This window comes from Vibrio sp. ED002, from assembly GCF_023277445.1.
Lineage (GTDB): Bacteria > Pseudomonadota > Gammaproteobacteria > Enterobacterales > Vibrionaceae > Vibrio > Vibrio jasicida.
Genome location: NZ_CP080238.1, coordinates 177,417 through 193,256, shown reverse-complemented (window position 1 = coordinate 193,256; position 15,840 = coordinate 177,417). Strand labels below are relative to the sequence as shown.

Sequence of the window (15,840 nt, the reverse complement as noted above, 5' to 3'; positions counted from 1 at the left end):
AATCACTCTTAAGCAATTTGTTAGTACATGCGCTACTTCTATTTATGCGCTCCAAGATATTGAAAACTGGCATGATATGAAAGGCTTTGAACACTGAAGTGAGACGGGCAGCTACAAAACTTAAACTCGGTTGGGAGACGAGAGTTGGTTAGAAGAAAAACGTACTGAACTCCCCTACTTTTATTGGATTCAAATTAGAAAAGGATTCGATCCTCGCACTTTGATAGCAGCACCCAACGAATGCCAAGATTAACTTAGGAAGTACAGCGAAAACGAAGAAGTACCAAAGAAATAGGCTAAGAGTTAGAAACCGTAAACGGTGAAATCAAAGCAAACACTCCGCATATAGTGCCACCGGAAAGAACGTGAAAGGCACTAACTGAAAGGTGTAAATACGAGCGCCAAAACAGATAAACACCAAAACTTATGACCTTTGATGCCAAACCCGTACTAACGCCCTGTTAAGGTGTGAGCAACGCAATACCGAAGCTCCCGCATACCACCTTAAACATTAAACGCAACGCATAGTAAAAATGCCACGCGTTGCGAATCACTCTTAAACAGTTTGTTAGGGGTTTATGTGTACGAATACTGATTTTGCAGCTCTTCTAAACTAGTGACATGCAATTTAACCTTGACCTTAAAACGTTCTGAAAATTGCTTAAAACCATGTTCAAACATACCTCTCTCAAGATGAGGTGTATCCATAACAGCAACTACATGTAATACAAAATTCTTTGAGTCAAAACTATTAGTTGAGTGACTAGCTGCAATTTCAGCTCTTTCTAAAACTTTTGTTAAACGAGAGAAATCGACCATTTTTGCCCTAAACAACTTAACCTCAACTGCATGAATTGTATCATTTGAAACACCAATAGCATCAAAGGGCTGACCATTAAATGTCACATCAGTCTTGAGTCTCAAGCCTAAGTTTCGGCTTAAGCTGTTAACAGCAAGCTTTTCAGCTAGTGTTACCTCACCCATTAAAGTTCGTCGAGAATTGTTCTGAACAACTTTATTAGAATTGGGGTTCAGTTTAGATGTTTTATCCTTGGGTTTGTCAATTTCAGACTCAGCTTGAACTTCCTCCACTTCCTCTCTTAACTTCGCTTCTTGTTGCTCAACAGATGCCTTAGGAAATAAATTAACAAAGTGGTTTTCATCTTTATAATCAGAAGGCGCATATAGTACTTTATGATTGAAGTTCAGAGTCAAAAAGAAGATACAGACCAATAAAGTTGGAAATAACATTAAAAACCAAATATAGACTTCTTGGTTTTTAGGGTCAATAAACGGCAAAACTGTAGTCCCACTAATCTCTGCGATTGCTGCAAATATTGCAATTACTGTTAACGGGTTTTTTATATGCCCAATTTTTTCTACCACGTAATTCTCCGAATTTGAACTAAAACCCCTAACGCCCTGTTAAGGGGTGAGCAACGCAATACAAGAGCCGCCGCATACCGCCTTAAACACTAAAACTAACGCATAGTGAAAATGCCACGCGTTGCGAATCCCTCTTAAACAGTTTGTTAGCTGTGTTTTACAACACGAGCTTTGCTCCCAACATACCGAGTACTGCGATAGTTACCATCGTAAACCAAAGGTAAATCATAAAAGATAGGCATAACGAAAATAAACCTCTCACAGCTTTATCTAAGTTTGCACCTTCATCGTGCTGTAAAAAATACGCTAGTGCTGCTGTAGGTATTGACCCAGCAAAACTCTTAAATTTGAGCTTTACCATCATCAGGCCCATTGAGACTGGAAGACTAGATACTAGTAAAATGATTCCCACCGAAATCCAGACATTCTCGGGGGATTCATTACCTAAAACTACTGCTGCCCCGAACAACACTAAAAGCATTCCCAGAAAGCCCTTAAAAGATGACAACAACGAGTCTCTTGTTTTTATATACAGCCAGAATAGCGGCTTATCGTATTTTCTCATTTTTTCCTTAAACAGCTAACGCCGCATTAAGGTGTGAGCGACGCTTGGCTATACTTGAGCGAAGCGAAACTGCCAAGCGTTGCGAATCACTCTTAAATGCTTTGTTATACCTATTGAATTTAAGTCACCGATAAACCTTTAAGAAAAGGAACTAGTAACCAAATAACCGCACTTATCACAACAAAAACGGCATATATGCTAGGGAAACGGAACTCCCAGAAAAGATGCCAATTAACTTTAATTATATTGTCTCTAACGGTTAAGTATGCAAGCAAGGTTTCAGCATCAAGACGTATTTCATGACTAAAATGAAACGTCTCTCCGTTTGATTGAGCGCTTATCCCTATTGATGTCAGGTCAGACTCAAACTGCTCTCTATTTATACGCAATTTCTTAAAATCAGCCTCAGGAATCCTGTAGTGAACGTTATAAACTCCGTTAGCTAGAGCCTCTTTTCTTGTAACATCAGATGAGACAAAGCTTCTTATTACTCCCTCGTGCCAATCTGGTTTTGGTTCGTTGTCCTTGAGAAGGAAGGAAAGCTCATCACCAACAATCGCACTGATGATCTCTCTTTCCAAAAACTCGTCTCTGTTTACAAGGTGCACATTTTGATAGCTCCACAACCTTAAAAGCATATAGACCACAATTAATATTGTTCCAACTACTAAGCCATAAGCTTTGATTGGCTGCTTGATTAACAGAACGATTTCAACAGTGTCATTAAAACTCATGTTTTCAGATATAAATACAAACAGCATGAACAACAGTGCGGTCGCCATAAAGAGTATATTTCGTCTGATAGCATTTATTTCTGGAGCAAGCCCTCCAATATAGTGTTTTTTTAACTTATCAGAGCTTTGCCTTTTTAGCCTGCTGACATAATCTTTTGTTTTTGGTCTCAATTCGTATCTCTTTAATTCAATATGGTGAGTGACTGATTAGCCTCAATAGGTATAACGCCCTGCTAAGGGGTGAGCAACGCAATACCGAAGCCGCCGCAAACCACCTTAATCACTAAATTCAACGCATAGTAAAAATGCCACGCGTTGCGAATCCCTCTTGAGCAGTTTGTTAGTCGCGAGGCACCGAGCGACAATTTTAAGCCGAACTAAACTTTGCGAACAACAAACTTTATGTGCTTTGATGCATTTAAGTCAGGCGTAGTCTCAAAGCGGCTACTCAATGAAACCACTTGGAACAAACAACGCCGCAGAAAACGAACTGACAACACCAAAATGCGATTTTGGAAAGCCAATCTCACAGTGCGGACGTTCAACAAAGTCACTGAAACCACGTGGAACTTACAACACCAGAGAAAACGTCATTTCAGCGAGTAAATCTGCTTTTGTACCCAACAAACTCACCGAGCGGAGCTGCAACCGAAAACAGACTCTCGATTGCCCTGCTCTGTCAGGACCAATGGACAAAACAACCGCTAGGACACTTGCAGAACTTTAGGCTTAAAACAGCAGAAACTGAGTTTTGAGCATCGCCGACGCGCCTGCGTATCAAACGATCATCAGCCAAATTTTAAGCTTAGAAACGTGATTTTGACTGCTAGCTTTTTCTGGCGACTAACGCCCTGTTAAGGTGTGAGCAACGCAATACCGATGCCTCCGCATACCACCTTAAACACTAAACGCAACGCATACTAAAAATGCCACGCGTTGCGAATCACTCTTAAACAGTTTGTTAGCACTAAAATTATCGAAAGTTCTTTCTTATGCTCTTTATGTAATTAAAGTCAGAAGGGCATTGTGACGAAGGCATAACTACACTCTTTACACCGACAACCAAACCAGCACCAGCAACACCGGCAATTAAAGGCGACATTTGAATAAGAGAAGCTATACCGGCAGCACCTAACCCTGCACCAACGATACCAGAAAAATCAGAGTGTATTACGTTTTTAAGGTTGGTTGTTACACGCTTAATACCTGTTTCATTAATAGTTTTATCTATATCCTTTAGTGACATTTCTAACCGAGCTAAGCGTGTTTTTTTGCTCTTGGTATATCTTTAGAAGATATAATTTCTTCATTCATTTCATCTAGATAGCACCTAAAAGCGGTTAGTTCGTCATTACGCTTAGATTTAAACTCAAGAATTTCAGCTAACGGTGTGCCCTGATCGGGAACAGGTAACATATCGTAAAGCTCGAATTCAACGCCAGTTCCTAACGCTTGCTGAGTGTAATAAGGAACATTGGATAGTTGAGCCATAGTCCAACAGCCAGGTTCTTCTTGTCGATTTTTTCTAAGAGCGGCTTCTTGGGCAGCAATAAAAAACTCACCTCTCCCCGAGCTTATCGCCCCCTCAAACCTAACATGTGTCCTTTTTAGAAAACCCGTGCTTTCCAAATAATCTATGTCGTAAGACGAAACACGAATCAGTGTATTAGTGGGTAGTCAATTTCATCCCAATATAGAAGATATTTTCTAAGTTCAAGTGGGTCTGGATCTCCACCGCATCTGATCCCTCCAGTGTATATAGGCTCAAATGGAGGAGAAACGACGATTCCTTTTTTATTCATGTTGATCCTCGTACATATACCTTTTAGTGCTAACGCCCTGTTAAGGTGTGAGCAACGCAATACCAATGCCACCGCAAACCACCTTAAACACTAAACGCAACGCATAGTAAAAATGCCACGCGTTGCAAATCACTCTTAAACAGTTTGTTATAAGGCGAACCTAAGGCAACCTCGAACCATTTTGATCAAATGTCATAGCAAGCTCGAAAACTCTTGTGACCTCAGAAAATATAGGTGCAAAGAAGTACTTTTGATTCATTAAGACCAGACATTCATTTTCAACATCTAGTAATTTAAACACATGATTTATCGGATTATCAGCCTCGGTATGATCAGCGATCACCGCACCAGGAAAGAACATACCTGCCATATGAGTTAATAGATATTGGTCTAATCGCTCATCGAAGTGTTCCCAAGCATTTCGTAGATCCCGATTGAAAAGAACAGACGATTCATCAAGCGAGAAAGCTGTTCTAAGTTTTTCCCCACGCTTAGAACGCAGATCCAATTGGTTTACAATAGATTTCTTGTGTTTTTCAGTTGGCCAGAAGTATCTCGATAGAGCAGCGGCGTGTCCAACTGCCTCTTGCACTATTGCCACTAAGTAAGTAGGTGAAATATCTTCGCGTTTCAATTGCTCATAGCGCTCGAAGGCTTCTACACACCGGCCCGCTGAATACAAAATTGAGTGTATATAGAAAGCCTCTTGAGCAAATTGAATACCTCCACAGTCATCAACAACTATCTTTGCTCTTCGTTCTTTTTCTTCGTTATCAATATTCATTTATACCTAGCCTTATAACGCCCAATTAAGGTGTGAGGCACGCAATGCTAATGCTACCGCATACCACCCTAACCACTTAAGCCAACGCATAATAAAAATGCCACGCGTGCCGAATCACTCTTAAATTGTTTGTTAGGCATTTGTATCATACGGCTCAAATGCAATCTTATACTCACTAGACGTAATACTGCTGTTATACAATTTGCATTGAATATTATTGCTTTTTACGAAGCCAGAAATTTCTCTTTTTAATGTTTCTTTCATTCGGCAACCAAAATAGATCGCTTTAATTGCATCTCTTGGTATCGGGTACAAGTAGATATCATTTCCAAATGTGTCCAAGTTACCCACCTTAAAATCTGAGTGCATATTCGAAATAAACATTCTCTCCTCTTGCTCATATGCCCAATCTATCGGCTTGTGACAAAGAAGGTCTAAACCTCCACACTTAACAATATTTGGAATTTGTCGGATTTCTGAATACTTGATCGACTGAAGATTAGTTGACTGCCCAAGAATATTAGGACGATGGAAAAAGTCATTACTTTCGTCAAACTCAATTACATAACCGGTCATTGAAGACGCGTAATGAGACCACATTAACAAATTTCTGTTGCTGCGAGTTAGAGACAGTATCCCAAACGTATCTGAAAACAATCGGTTAATCTCTTTTGCAACGTTGTCACTGGACAACATCCACATGACTTCTTCAATTAATTCGTCAGTCCCCATGTCAAAAAAATTCTTATTTTCTTGAGTTTTTTCATCAGCGTCAGTTCGTAGCCACAACTCACTCATACGAGTTTTAATATCTTCTACCGCCTTTAGTTGGGCTGTACTCATATCAACATGAGGCATTTGTTCAAATGGATCATTTAGCGAACTAAGAGGGGAGAAACGAATCCTCAAGTCTCTTATAACATCAACTCTTTCTTCCGGTAAAAATTTAAATAACATAAAACCTCTGATGCCTAACGCCCTGTTAAGGTGTGAGCAACGCAATACCAAAGCTCCCGCATACCACCGGAAACACAAAACGCAACGCATAGCAAAAATGCCACGTGTTGCGAATCACTCTTAAACAGATTGTTATGTGCTCTCTTCTAAACTGTTAGCTAAATATAAACGCCTTCAATATTTCGAACCGTCTAGTCCTGTTATACTTCTTGCCACTACCTTCTTGGCTTAATACAGAAAATTCTTCCAAATTAGGTAATTCTGTATACTCTTTTCTGTCGTAAGCAGAAAACCACATTGCCAGTTTTTCAGAAACTCTCTGTAAATCACCAGTTTGATTCGTTTGAATCATATAATAAGCTAAAATAAATAATGTATAAAAATGAACTTTTGTTCTATATACCTTTCCTAAGTCACTTTGAAAACTTAAAAAGCCCTCTAAGATCCGTAATATTTCGGTAAAAGTACCTAAATCTTCACTAGCTTCGTCATAAATATCATTATAAGTATCATACATTTTGTTGATGGCAGCTTGCCCAGTATCACTTATTCCATTTCGAAGAAAAATTAGCATTGTACTAATTATTTGGATGTCATTCATTCTGCGTAAATCAGTCTTTGTGAAAATATTATTTTCACTCCAAAAAGGCAGAGTAGATATTTCATCTGCTAATTTAATGAACTTACCATTAAACTCTGCATTTCTTAACTCTTGAGGGTTCAAAGATGAGTTAGTTTTATTAAGTCTCAAGAACATCTTCTTGATTTCATCAATACCTAAATCTTGTGCAATAGTTCTAACGTGGAACTTATAAAGCCAAAAATCACTTTTAAAGTCGTGTTCTTCTAGTCTCAACAGTTCTGAAAACTTTTTGCCAGCATAAGCAGCGTCACTGAACTCTAAACAATTTGGCTTCAAAGCAAATTTGTCGTTGATGAAATCCCAAATAGCAGTGATTCGCTGTTGACCATCAACAATACTGTAAGTCAAGTCTCCTACATTATCAGGATCATCGCTAATACCAGTTTCCCACAAGTATAACTCTGGAATAGGATAGCCTAGAAGGATACTTTCAATTAGGGATATTTTATCTTTTTCTACCCAAACACCTCTTCGCTGGAATGAGTTATCGATGATCAAAGTACCTTTTTTAAACCCATCGGCGAAAAATTTAGGCGATTTTTTTTCAAAATCAAGAAAATCTGAAGGTTTCATATTAATTACACTCTTTTTCGATAAGTTTTGAAAGGCCATCTAGGTGATACATATCAACCCACTCCCAGCTTTCATAAATTCTATAGTTTATTTTATTATCAAAGCCAAAAACTACTTGAAGGTTCTTTTTAAAGTTACTTACTTTTTTTTCCCATTCCTTAAAGTATTCGACATCAGTATCTACATCTTTCAAAGAAACAAAATGACGAAAAATATCTGACGTAATTGAATGGTAGTTATCTATTTTTTTCATCTTTGACAATTCATAGTACGCTCGCCACGATTTTTTATAAATACTTTCTGAAACGACAACAATATCTAAATCAGAGCCTTCGGAGAAGTCTCTAAATGCTTTGTGTGGCGCTACACTAAAACCAACCTTTGCGCTTCCTACAAGAACAATATTCATTGGATGTACATCTAAACCATTAGCAATCAATAGCTTAAACTTATCGTACATTTCAATGTGGTTATCCATTCCTAAATTAGTTTCAAAAAACCAGCAACTTGAAGACAGGAAGTACTCTTGAAAAAGTTGCTTTTCAGACTTCTGTGCCAAATCTGTCCTAAATCTATCTTTCACTAGAATCCTTTATAGAAAATAAGTTCTTTAAACAACAAAATTATACCAAACTTGATGCATTCTTTACATAACTATGATCTCAGGGCTCCGACATATTCGATCCAAGACACATAACGCCGCGTTAAGTGGTGAGCAACGCAGCCCACCTAACCTAAACCATTGTGCCGTAAACACTAAAGCTGAAGCAAACCAAAAATGCCGAGCGTTGGGAATCCGTCTTAAACGCTTTGTTAGGCAATTATTGTCCGGTATATACTACTCTATCAATACTTGATGCTTTGATTTTCTCTATTTGCTTAGTGTCTGAATTACGAACTAAAAACCACTTACTTGTTTCTTGTATAACTTCAACTGAGGTAACTCCGGTACCACTATACAAAGTCGCAGCTTCAATTTTAGAGCCCCCAATAGCCGTTGGTATATACGGATAAATATTTTCGGAATATTTGCTTATTGCAGACCAACAAACGAAACATAGGGCTAAAATACCGACTACGATTTGAAAGGAATTCTCATGTTCTTCTTTGGCTTCAGGGCTAAGGTAGTCAGGCTCAACATCGTAGTTTCTATCCGCATGTCTAAGGCTCAAACCTACAAAACCAGCTAAAAAATACAAGATAAACATCATTAAAGATTTAAGCTCAGAGCTTTGGCTTGAAGCGTAAAAACACAGAATAAGGAAAGGGACAGCGCACCACAAACTTAAGGCTTTAACAGTTTTAGCATAAATGTCGTTACCTAAAGTCAGTGAGAAAACGATGTTTGTAAGTGAGGAGAAAACTACTAACTGTCCAAAGGACAAATATAACCGCAACCACAACTCCTCTTTTGCTGAACTAACATCAGAAAATTCAGGTTGACCGTATAGAAACACATAAATGATTGCAGGTAGCGAAAAAACCCTTAGTAGCCAAGGGAGAACAATGCGAATCTTATAATTGGCGGGCAAATATGAAAGGTTCAAATGGAAAGACATGTATACAACACAAAGACTAACAAAACCTAAAAATCCAATGCCAGAGAGTATGTATCGAGCTTGAATCAACTCAAATTCATAGCTTCCGTAAAGAGACAAGTATGCGTTGTGAACAGCAAACCCCAATACGTACAACACAATGGGAAACTTAATGTAATTTTCTCTAAAAAACTCCAATATTACCTCCTAATTGCCTAACGCCTTGCTAAGGTGTGAGTAACGCAATACAAAAGCTACCGCACAGCGCCCTAATCACATAAGCCACCGCAAAGTAAAAATGGAGCTATGCTGATTTCTGGTGTATGGAAGAGAAAGGAAGTTGCGGTGTAATCTGTTGATGCAGTTCTCCCCAGAACGATTAACAGAAAGGTACACCGCATGACTGATAATACTGTTGTTTCACTGAATACACCACAAGACCCACTTACTGAACTGATACGTCAAGGGGCTAGAGATTTGATTGCACAAGCTGTTGAAGCTGAGCTTCAACAGTTACTTGCACAACACCAGAATGTTATGGTTGACGGCAAGCAAGCTATCGTTCGCAACGGTTTCTTACCTGAGCGAACCTTGCAAACCGGTGTCGGTGATGTCGAAGTGCAAATTCCTAAGGTAAGAGATCGCTCAGGGCATGGCGTCAAATTTAATAGCAACTTGATACCACCGTATCTCAAGCGAACAAAGAGCGTTGCAACACTGCTCCCGTTACTCTATCTCAAGGGAATATCTACGGGCGATATGCTGCCTGCTCTGGAGTCTCTGCTTGGTAAGGATGCGAAAGGCCTGTCAGCCAACAGCATCTGTCGCCTCAAAGAGCGCTGGTATGCGGAGTACGAACAGTGGCGTAAGCGTGACCTCGGTAGGCGCCGCTATGTTTACATTTGGGCTGACGGTGTTTACTGTCACGTTAGGATGGACGATAAGCTCTGCTTACTCGTCATCATTGGTGTCGATGACACTGGACGCAAAGAAGTCCTTGGCGTTCTGGATGGTCATAGAGAGTCAGAAGCAAGTTGGACGGAACTCATTGAGCAGCTACGAGCGCAGGGATTACAGTTAGCACCGAAGCTCGCCATCGGAGATGGCGCGCTTGGCTTCTGGAAAGCGGTTGCTAAGTGCTGGCCTCAAACGACTCAGCAACGATGCTGGGTACATAAGACGGCGAATGTGCTTAACAAGGTGCCCAAAAGCGTACAACCACGAATGAAGGAAGCACTGCAAGATATCTGGATGGCAGAGACTAGAGATGATGCTTATCACGCCTTCTCAACCTTCCAGAAGCGCTTCGAAGCCAAGTATCCAAAGGCAACCGACTGCTTGGTGAAAGATAAAGCTGAAATGCTGGCGTTCTACGATTACCCAGCAGAGCACTGGGTTCATATCAGGACAACCAACCCAATAGAATCGATGTTCGCCACAGTACGTTTACGCACGAACAAGACGAAGAACTGTGGAAACAGAAAGACTACGTTGATGATGGCCTACAAGTTAATGCGCAGTGCAGAGACGAAGTGGCGTCGTCTACGAGGTTTTGCACTCCTAGCGGATGTTGTGAAAGATGTTCGCTTCATCAATGGAGTGAAAGAAATGGAGACTCATCAACAAGCTACTGCATGATCTTCCATACACCACATTTGACAATAGCTCGTAAAAATGCCACGCGTTACGAATCACTCTTAAGCAATTTGTTAGTACATGCGCTACTTCTATTTATGCGCTCCAAGATATTGAAAACTGGCATAATATGAAAGGCTTTGAACACTGAAGTGAGACGGGCAGCTACAAAACTTTACCCCGATTTAAAGACGAAAGTTGGCTAGAAGAAAAACGCACTGAACTGCCCTACTTTCACTGGCTTCAAATTAGAAAAGAATTCGATCCTCGCACTTCGACGGCAATACCAAAGAAAGACAACTCTGACTTCGTAAAAACCACGAAAGAGAAGAAGCGCCAAAGAAATAGGGTAAGAGTTAGACACCGTAAACGGTGAAATCAAAGCAAACACTCCGCATATAGTGCCACCGGAAAGAACGTGAAAGGTACAAACTGAAAGGTGTACAGACGAGCACAGAAACAAATAAACACCAAAACTTATGACCTTTGATGTCAACCCCGTACTAACGCCCAATTAAGGGGTGAACAACGCCTCCACACAACTTAACGCATTGTACCGTAAACACTAAATTTGAAGTAGAAGCAAAAGTGCCAAGCGTTGTGAATCCCTCTTAAATTGATTGTTATACGTTTTAGTACTGACAATCTTGCATATTTTAATTTGCAAGATTACAATAACTCCAATTGAGAGGGGTTAAGATATGATTGATAAGAGTTTCTTCATTAAAAGACTAGTTGCATATAGAGAGTTAAAAAAACTAAACCAAGAGCAGCTATCTAAAGCAATGGGGTTCAAAGACAGGCAGACACTTTCTGCAATTGAAACAGGTACCAGAGAGTTGAAACCAACTGAGCTATTACAAGCCCTAAAGGTTTTAGACATATCTCTTGAGCAGTTTTCTGATCCATACTCTCTTCTAGGCGAGGCTAACTATTCTTGGCGTCAATGTGAGGCAACCGAAGAAGAACTTAGCAATTATGAAGATAAAACAAGTAGAATTGTTGCTTTACTAAAGGACTTAGACGAAAAATTCTCAACTACAAGTCATAGTGTTATTCTGCCGAAACTGCCTATTACTAAGAACAGCACCTTTCATGACGTTACCAAATGTGCGGAGCAATTGGTAAAAGAGTTTAATTTAGGAGATTTCCCTGCTGACAACCTTGAAGAGCTATTCTTTAGAAAATTTAACGTATCTAAATTATATGTAGATATGCCTAATAGCATCTCGGGTGCAGCGATAAAACTAAACACGATAAGTGTTATATTAATAAATAGAAATGAGATAGCTGGACGAAGAAATTTTGATACTGCACATGAAGCATTTCATTGCTTAACGTGGGATGCTATTCCACCAAAACACGTAGAAAAAGCATACTCAAACCAAAAGAAAAAGCCATATACAGAAAAGTTAGCAGATGCATTTGCAAGCGCATTATTAATGCCGAGTGAAAGTATCGAAAAATATATCACTTTAAAAGAAAGCGACATTACAGAAGATGTTATCAACAATCTTGCGAACAAATATGGTGTTTCTTCAATCGCTCTGATGTGGCGTTTAGTTAGTCTGGACAAAATTTCTCGCTCTCATGCTGATAGATTAGATAAAGATCTTATGGCAAAGAACGGTCAGAAAGATGGAGAGGACCTTCCTCCAAAGTTATTCAATAAACAGTTCGTACAATACATACATAAGTCTATTGATAGCGGAACATTGTCTGTAAGAAAAATACTATCGATTTTAGATATGACAATGGAAGAGTTAAATGAGCTGTTAGTATCATATAACTTGACTGTTCCTTATGATCTGTAAGTGAGGTTCAGTGCATGAAAGCTGGTGATATTGTACTCATTGATACTAACGTAATTTTAGAGGCTCATCGTATAGCGAGGTGGCATCATTTAAGCTCTAACTTCAATGTGCATACTGTTGAAAAGGTGATAGAAGAAACACAGACTGGGTATCAAAAACGTTCAACGGAGGAGCTCATAGATCAGAAAGAGTTAACTGAATCTTTTGCTAAGGTTTACGCAGTTAGTGAAGAAGAAATCGCTGCTACAATGATGATTTCTCCGGAGATTTTCAATTTGGACGCAGGAGAAAGGGACCTTTTAATCTATGCAGCTAGTTTTGAAGGTGATTGTTGGTTAATCTCTAGTCCAGATTCTGCCGCTATGAGAGCAGCTCATAAACAGGGATGGCTAGATAAAGTGGTTTCTTTAGAAAGTTTGTTAGAAACGATCAACTGCCAACCTAATATAGCTTTACGCGAAAATTACACAAAAAAATGGGATGAAGCCAAAAAGTCTCAAATCCGGCTAGGGATTCTCTAGGTCTTCCAAAGGGAGTTGCAAAACTCCCTTTCACTTTGATAAGCAAAAGCGCTCGGACGTATAACGCCCTGTTAAGGTGTGAGCAACGCAATACCGATGCTTCCGCATACCACCTTAATCACTAAAAACCAACGCATAGTAAAAATGCCACGCGTTGCGAATCACTCTTAAACAGATTGTTATACGAACTGCTCCAACCAAGACTCATGCTCTACTATGCTTGTAGTAATCGAACTCTTCATCTCATCCACTGAACTAAAACTATAGTTTTGCAATGCTCGTTTGTTAGAGACGAAAAATTTTGGGATTAAATACATACCACTAGCTTTGTCAGTTAATCCGCGTTCATCAATTTTTGCTTGGATATATTTAATGTTGTTGTAGTTTTCTTTACTATATATCTCTTCAGAGCTTACTCCGTCTAATCGTAATAACTTAGTATACGAGTTCCTGACATTCACAGCGTATCTTGTTGCTAAGTATTCAACAACCTCACTTTGGTTCTTCAATATGAGAGCTCTGCCATCAAATGCACCACAAATCGGCTGTGACTTTTTCTTAGCTCTTGTTATACCTTTACCTGTGAAAAAAGAAGTAAATGTTGACGAAAACGTTGTTAATAACTTGATAACTCTATTATCGTAATATGTCGGAACCTTACTTAGTACTATCGAAACTTCATCTGAACAAATACTTGCAGCTAAAATGAAGTTTTGTGAGTCATGGGGACATTTTCGATGAAGGACCTTAAATGTTTCTTCTAACGATTCCCACATGAGTCCCTCAAATTTTTTGTCACGAGTAACGTTACTCAGATACTTTTTACTCAAGCCGATACCGTCCATTCGGATAACAAAATATTCATCAGATGGATATCGGGAAACTAACTCGGAATCTTGTTCTACTCGTTTGAAATATTCCATTGACGATATTTGTTGTTGTAAATCTTTCAATTGACCTCCTTGTTCGTATAACGCCCAATTAAGGTGTGAAGCACGCGACCACGGCACCTAATTTGACCACCTTAAACACTAAACTTGACTCAAACTAAAAATGCCAAGCGTGCTGAATCACTCTTAAATTGTTTGTTAGAAAAATTCTTGGATTAGAAGCATATTTTCTATTGGGCCAAGGTTATATAGTTCGTCATTTTGCAAAAAGATATCTTTGGCATCCCTATTCATCTGACTTAAAAATTCTGACGAAAATACCAGTTTCTCTTTTTTAACATACATTAAATCTATGAGTTTACGTTTGTAATCAACAGCCATCTGAGTGGCGACTTGTTTAGATGTCTCATTATCAAGCCAACAAACAAAAGCTTTCGAGTCCTCAAAAAAATCGATTTTAAACCAAAATAATATACATTCTTCAGTGTCTTCTTCCATCGTGCAATCAAATACTTCGGAAAAACAGTACCCTAGTTTTGGTTGACCTAACTCACTATGCTTAATGCAGTAATCTTGGTTATTAATCCCTGCATAAACCTTGTCGTAGACTTCCGAAAGTACTGAAACCCTTTCTAAGAGAATTTGTTTCTTACGCTCAAAGTGCTGTACAACCTGTTTTACTAATGGAGAATCTAACAACTCATCCTCAATACCATCTAAAAATTTTTCTGCCCCGCGAACTTGAAGGAGAAGATCAAATTTCTTTCTACGTATTGAGCGCAAACACTGCTTGTTTACAAAATGTACATTCAATGAGGGGGAGCAATTTTCTATATCCGAAAATAATTTTGAATCATGCTCAGAACAATATCCTGGAAAATTACTGGCATTTCTCTTATGCACTTCTTTCTCATAATAAAAGAACGCATTTCCTGATATATTCTTCTCAATGATTACTACGTTTGAATCAAGATCAGCGAGGTGCTTAAGAAATAAATTCTCTGATATTTCATGGGAATAACATGATTCAATCTCACAATTTTCGTGCCCACATTGCCACATTTCTTTCCGTTTTAAAGGAAAATATAGCTGATTTAGCAGCTTCTTATTGTTTTTGTTAATATCATCTGGAAGATTTTTGTAGAAGTTATCAAGTAACAGTGATCTCATTAGATCATTACCCTCAGTTAATTCTTCTATTTCAACCAAGTAATCCGAATAACTTTTCTCCATAGGCCCTCATTTTTCTAACGCCTTGTTAAGGTGTGAGGCACGCAATGCCGTAGCATCCGCATACCACCTTAATCACTAAAACTAACGCATACTAAAAATGCCACGCGTGCCGAATCACTCTTAAACAATTTGTTAGTTGGATTGCAAAACGTCTGTTCTTAAATAGTGCCTAAGAGACCTTTCCAATTTTTCTTTAACTTGATCCACAACCACAAACTGCTCTATTAAAGGTCCTTTCAACTCAGAGTGATTCGAAGGTAGTGATTTCAATATTCGTGTAAAATCATTGAATGCATGAATTGACTCTATATGGAGCAAAAATGCATCTTCTGGTAATACAAGACGGATTCTTGGCTCAAGTTTCTCCCACTCCTCGGCAAATTTATCAAGCTTCTTTTCATACGCTTCTTTAGTATCGAGGACCCCATTTTCAGGATGGGAAATTACATCTTGTCCGGCAACTTCTTGGCAACGGCGATAGTGTTTATAATAAACATCATAGTAACTGACTATGTGTTCAATTTGTTGACCATAGCTTGTTTGAGCTGTAGATAGCTTATGTTTCAAGTTTTCCAACTCGCTCAAAATTACTGCATTCTGTTCCTGCGCAACTCTAGTTGAAATTAACTTTGCAAGAAAACTCGACAACAAGCCAATTACGACAGTAGCTCCACCAAATGAAAGTAATATCTCTTTTATTGAATCCAATGAATACCTCTTTCCAACTAACGCCTTGCTAAGGTGTGAGTAACGCAATACAAAGGC

The 15,840-nt window shown here is 38.9% G+C and carries 14 protein-coding genes and 2 pseudogenes; 4 read left to right on the top strand and 12 right to left on the bottom strand.

The genetic code is table 11. The annotated features are described in order from the left end of the window. Positions 1–576: 576 nt before the first annotated feature. From ITG12_RS00955 to ITG12_RS00940, 3 genes are all read right to left on the bottom strand, one after another. Positions 577–1,386 (bottom strand): hypothetical protein, encoded by an 810-nt coding sequence (locus ITG12_RS00955; protein ID WP_238969953.1) that lies wholly within the window; start codon positions 1,384–1,386, stop codon positions 577–579. Between the two features lie 157 nt (positions 1,387–1,543). Continuing rightward, on the bottom strand, positions 1,544–1,951 hold the full coding sequence (locus ITG12_RS00945) for a hypothetical protein (protein WP_248873376.1): 408 nt from the start codon (positions 1,949–1,951) through the stop codon (positions 1,544–1,546). A gap of 119 nt (positions 1,952–2,070) precedes the next feature. Then, positions 2,071–2,856, bottom strand: coding sequence for a hypothetical protein (locus tag ITG12_RS00940; protein ID WP_248873375.1), 786 nt, complete (start codon positions 2,854–2,856; stop codon positions 2,071–2,073). A 280-nt stretch (positions 2,857–3,136) separates the two neighbouring features. Here ITG12_RS00940 and ITG12_RS27770 point away from each other — a divergent pair. Beyond that, positions 3,137–3,440: pseudogene (locus ITG12_RS27770) on the top strand (hypothetical protein). A 218-nt stretch (positions 3,441–3,658) separates the two neighbouring features. Here ITG12_RS27770 and ITG12_RS00925 read toward each other — a convergent pair. From ITG12_RS00925 to ITG12_RS00885, 6 genes and pseudogenes are all read right to left on the bottom strand, one after another. Continuing rightward, positions 3,659–4,314: pseudogene (locus tag ITG12_RS00925) on the bottom strand (DUF6236 family protein). Between the two features lie 333 nt (positions 4,315–4,647). Further along, on the bottom strand, positions 4,648–5,271 hold the full coding sequence (locus tag ITG12_RS00915) for a hypothetical protein (protein ID WP_072611666.1): 624 nt from the start codon (positions 5,269–5,271) through the stop codon (positions 4,648–4,650). Positions 5,272–5,403: 132 nt separating this feature from the next. Further along, positions 5,404–6,228 carry a DUF2971 domain-containing protein gene (locus ITG12_RS27765; RefSeq protein ID WP_349292926.1) on the bottom strand — a complete coding sequence of 275 codons (825 nt, stop codon included), beginning with the start codon at positions 6,226–6,228 and terminating at the stop codon, positions 5,404–5,406. A gap of 154 nt (positions 6,229–6,382) precedes the next feature. Further along, entirely contained in the window at positions 6,383–7,444 is a 1,062-nt protein-coding gene (locus tag ITG12_RS00895) for a DUF262 domain-containing protein (protein WP_248873370.1), read from the bottom strand. 1 nt (position 7,445) lies between these two features. Further along, positions 7,446–8,027 (bottom strand): hypothetical protein, encoded by a 582-nt coding sequence (locus ITG12_RS00890; protein ID WP_248873368.1) that lies wholly within the window; start codon positions 8,025–8,027, stop codon positions 7,446–7,448. A gap of 238 nt (positions 8,028–8,265) precedes the next feature. After that, entirely contained in the window at positions 8,266–9,180 is a 915-nt protein-coding gene (locus ITG12_RS00885) for a hypothetical protein (RefSeq protein ID WP_248873366.1), read from the bottom strand. Between the two features lie 201 nt (positions 9,181–9,381). Between ITG12_RS00885 and ITG12_RS00880 the strand changes: the two genes are divergently transcribed. From ITG12_RS00880 to ITG12_RS00870, 3 genes are all read left to right on the top strand, one after another. Next, positions 9,382–10,620 carry an IS256-like element ISVa19 family transposase gene (locus tag ITG12_RS00880; RefSeq protein ID WP_038874549.1) on the top strand — a complete coding sequence of 413 codons (1,239 nt, stop codon included), beginning with the start codon at positions 9,382–9,384 and terminating at the stop codon, positions 10,618–10,620. Between the two features lie 698 nt (positions 10,621–11,318). Further along, positions 11,319–12,431, top strand: coding sequence for an XRE family transcriptional regulator (locus ITG12_RS00875; protein ID WP_248873364.1), 1,113 nt, complete (start codon positions 11,319–11,321; stop codon positions 12,429–12,431). A gap of 14 nt (positions 12,432–12,445) precedes the next feature. Next, positions 12,446–12,952 (top strand): hypothetical protein, encoded by a 507-nt coding sequence (locus ITG12_RS00870; RefSeq protein WP_008216665.1) that lies wholly within the window; start codon positions 12,446–12,448, stop codon positions 12,950–12,952. 179 nt (positions 12,953–13,131) lie between these two features. Here ITG12_RS00870 and ITG12_RS00860 read toward each other — a convergent pair whose 3' ends face one another. The 3 genes from ITG12_RS00860 to ITG12_RS00845 form a co-directional block, all read right to left on the bottom strand. Then, on the bottom strand, positions 13,132–13,905 hold the full coding sequence (locus ITG12_RS00860) for a tRNA(His) guanylyltransferase Thg1 family protein (protein WP_248873362.1): 774 nt from the start codon (positions 13,903–13,905) through the stop codon (positions 13,132–13,134). 135 nt (positions 13,906–14,040) lie between these two features. Further along, positions 14,041–15,075, bottom strand: a complete 1,035-nt coding sequence (locus tag ITG12_RS00855) for a hypothetical protein (RefSeq protein WP_248873360.1) — start codon at positions 15,073–15,075, stop codon at positions 14,041–14,043. A gap of 132 nt (positions 15,076–15,207) precedes the next feature. After that, on the bottom strand, positions 15,208–15,783 hold the full coding sequence (locus tag ITG12_RS00845) for a hypothetical protein (protein ID WP_017058480.1): 576 nt from the start codon (positions 15,781–15,783) through the stop codon (positions 15,208–15,210). Between the last annotated feature and the right edge of the window lie 57 nt (positions 15,784–15,840).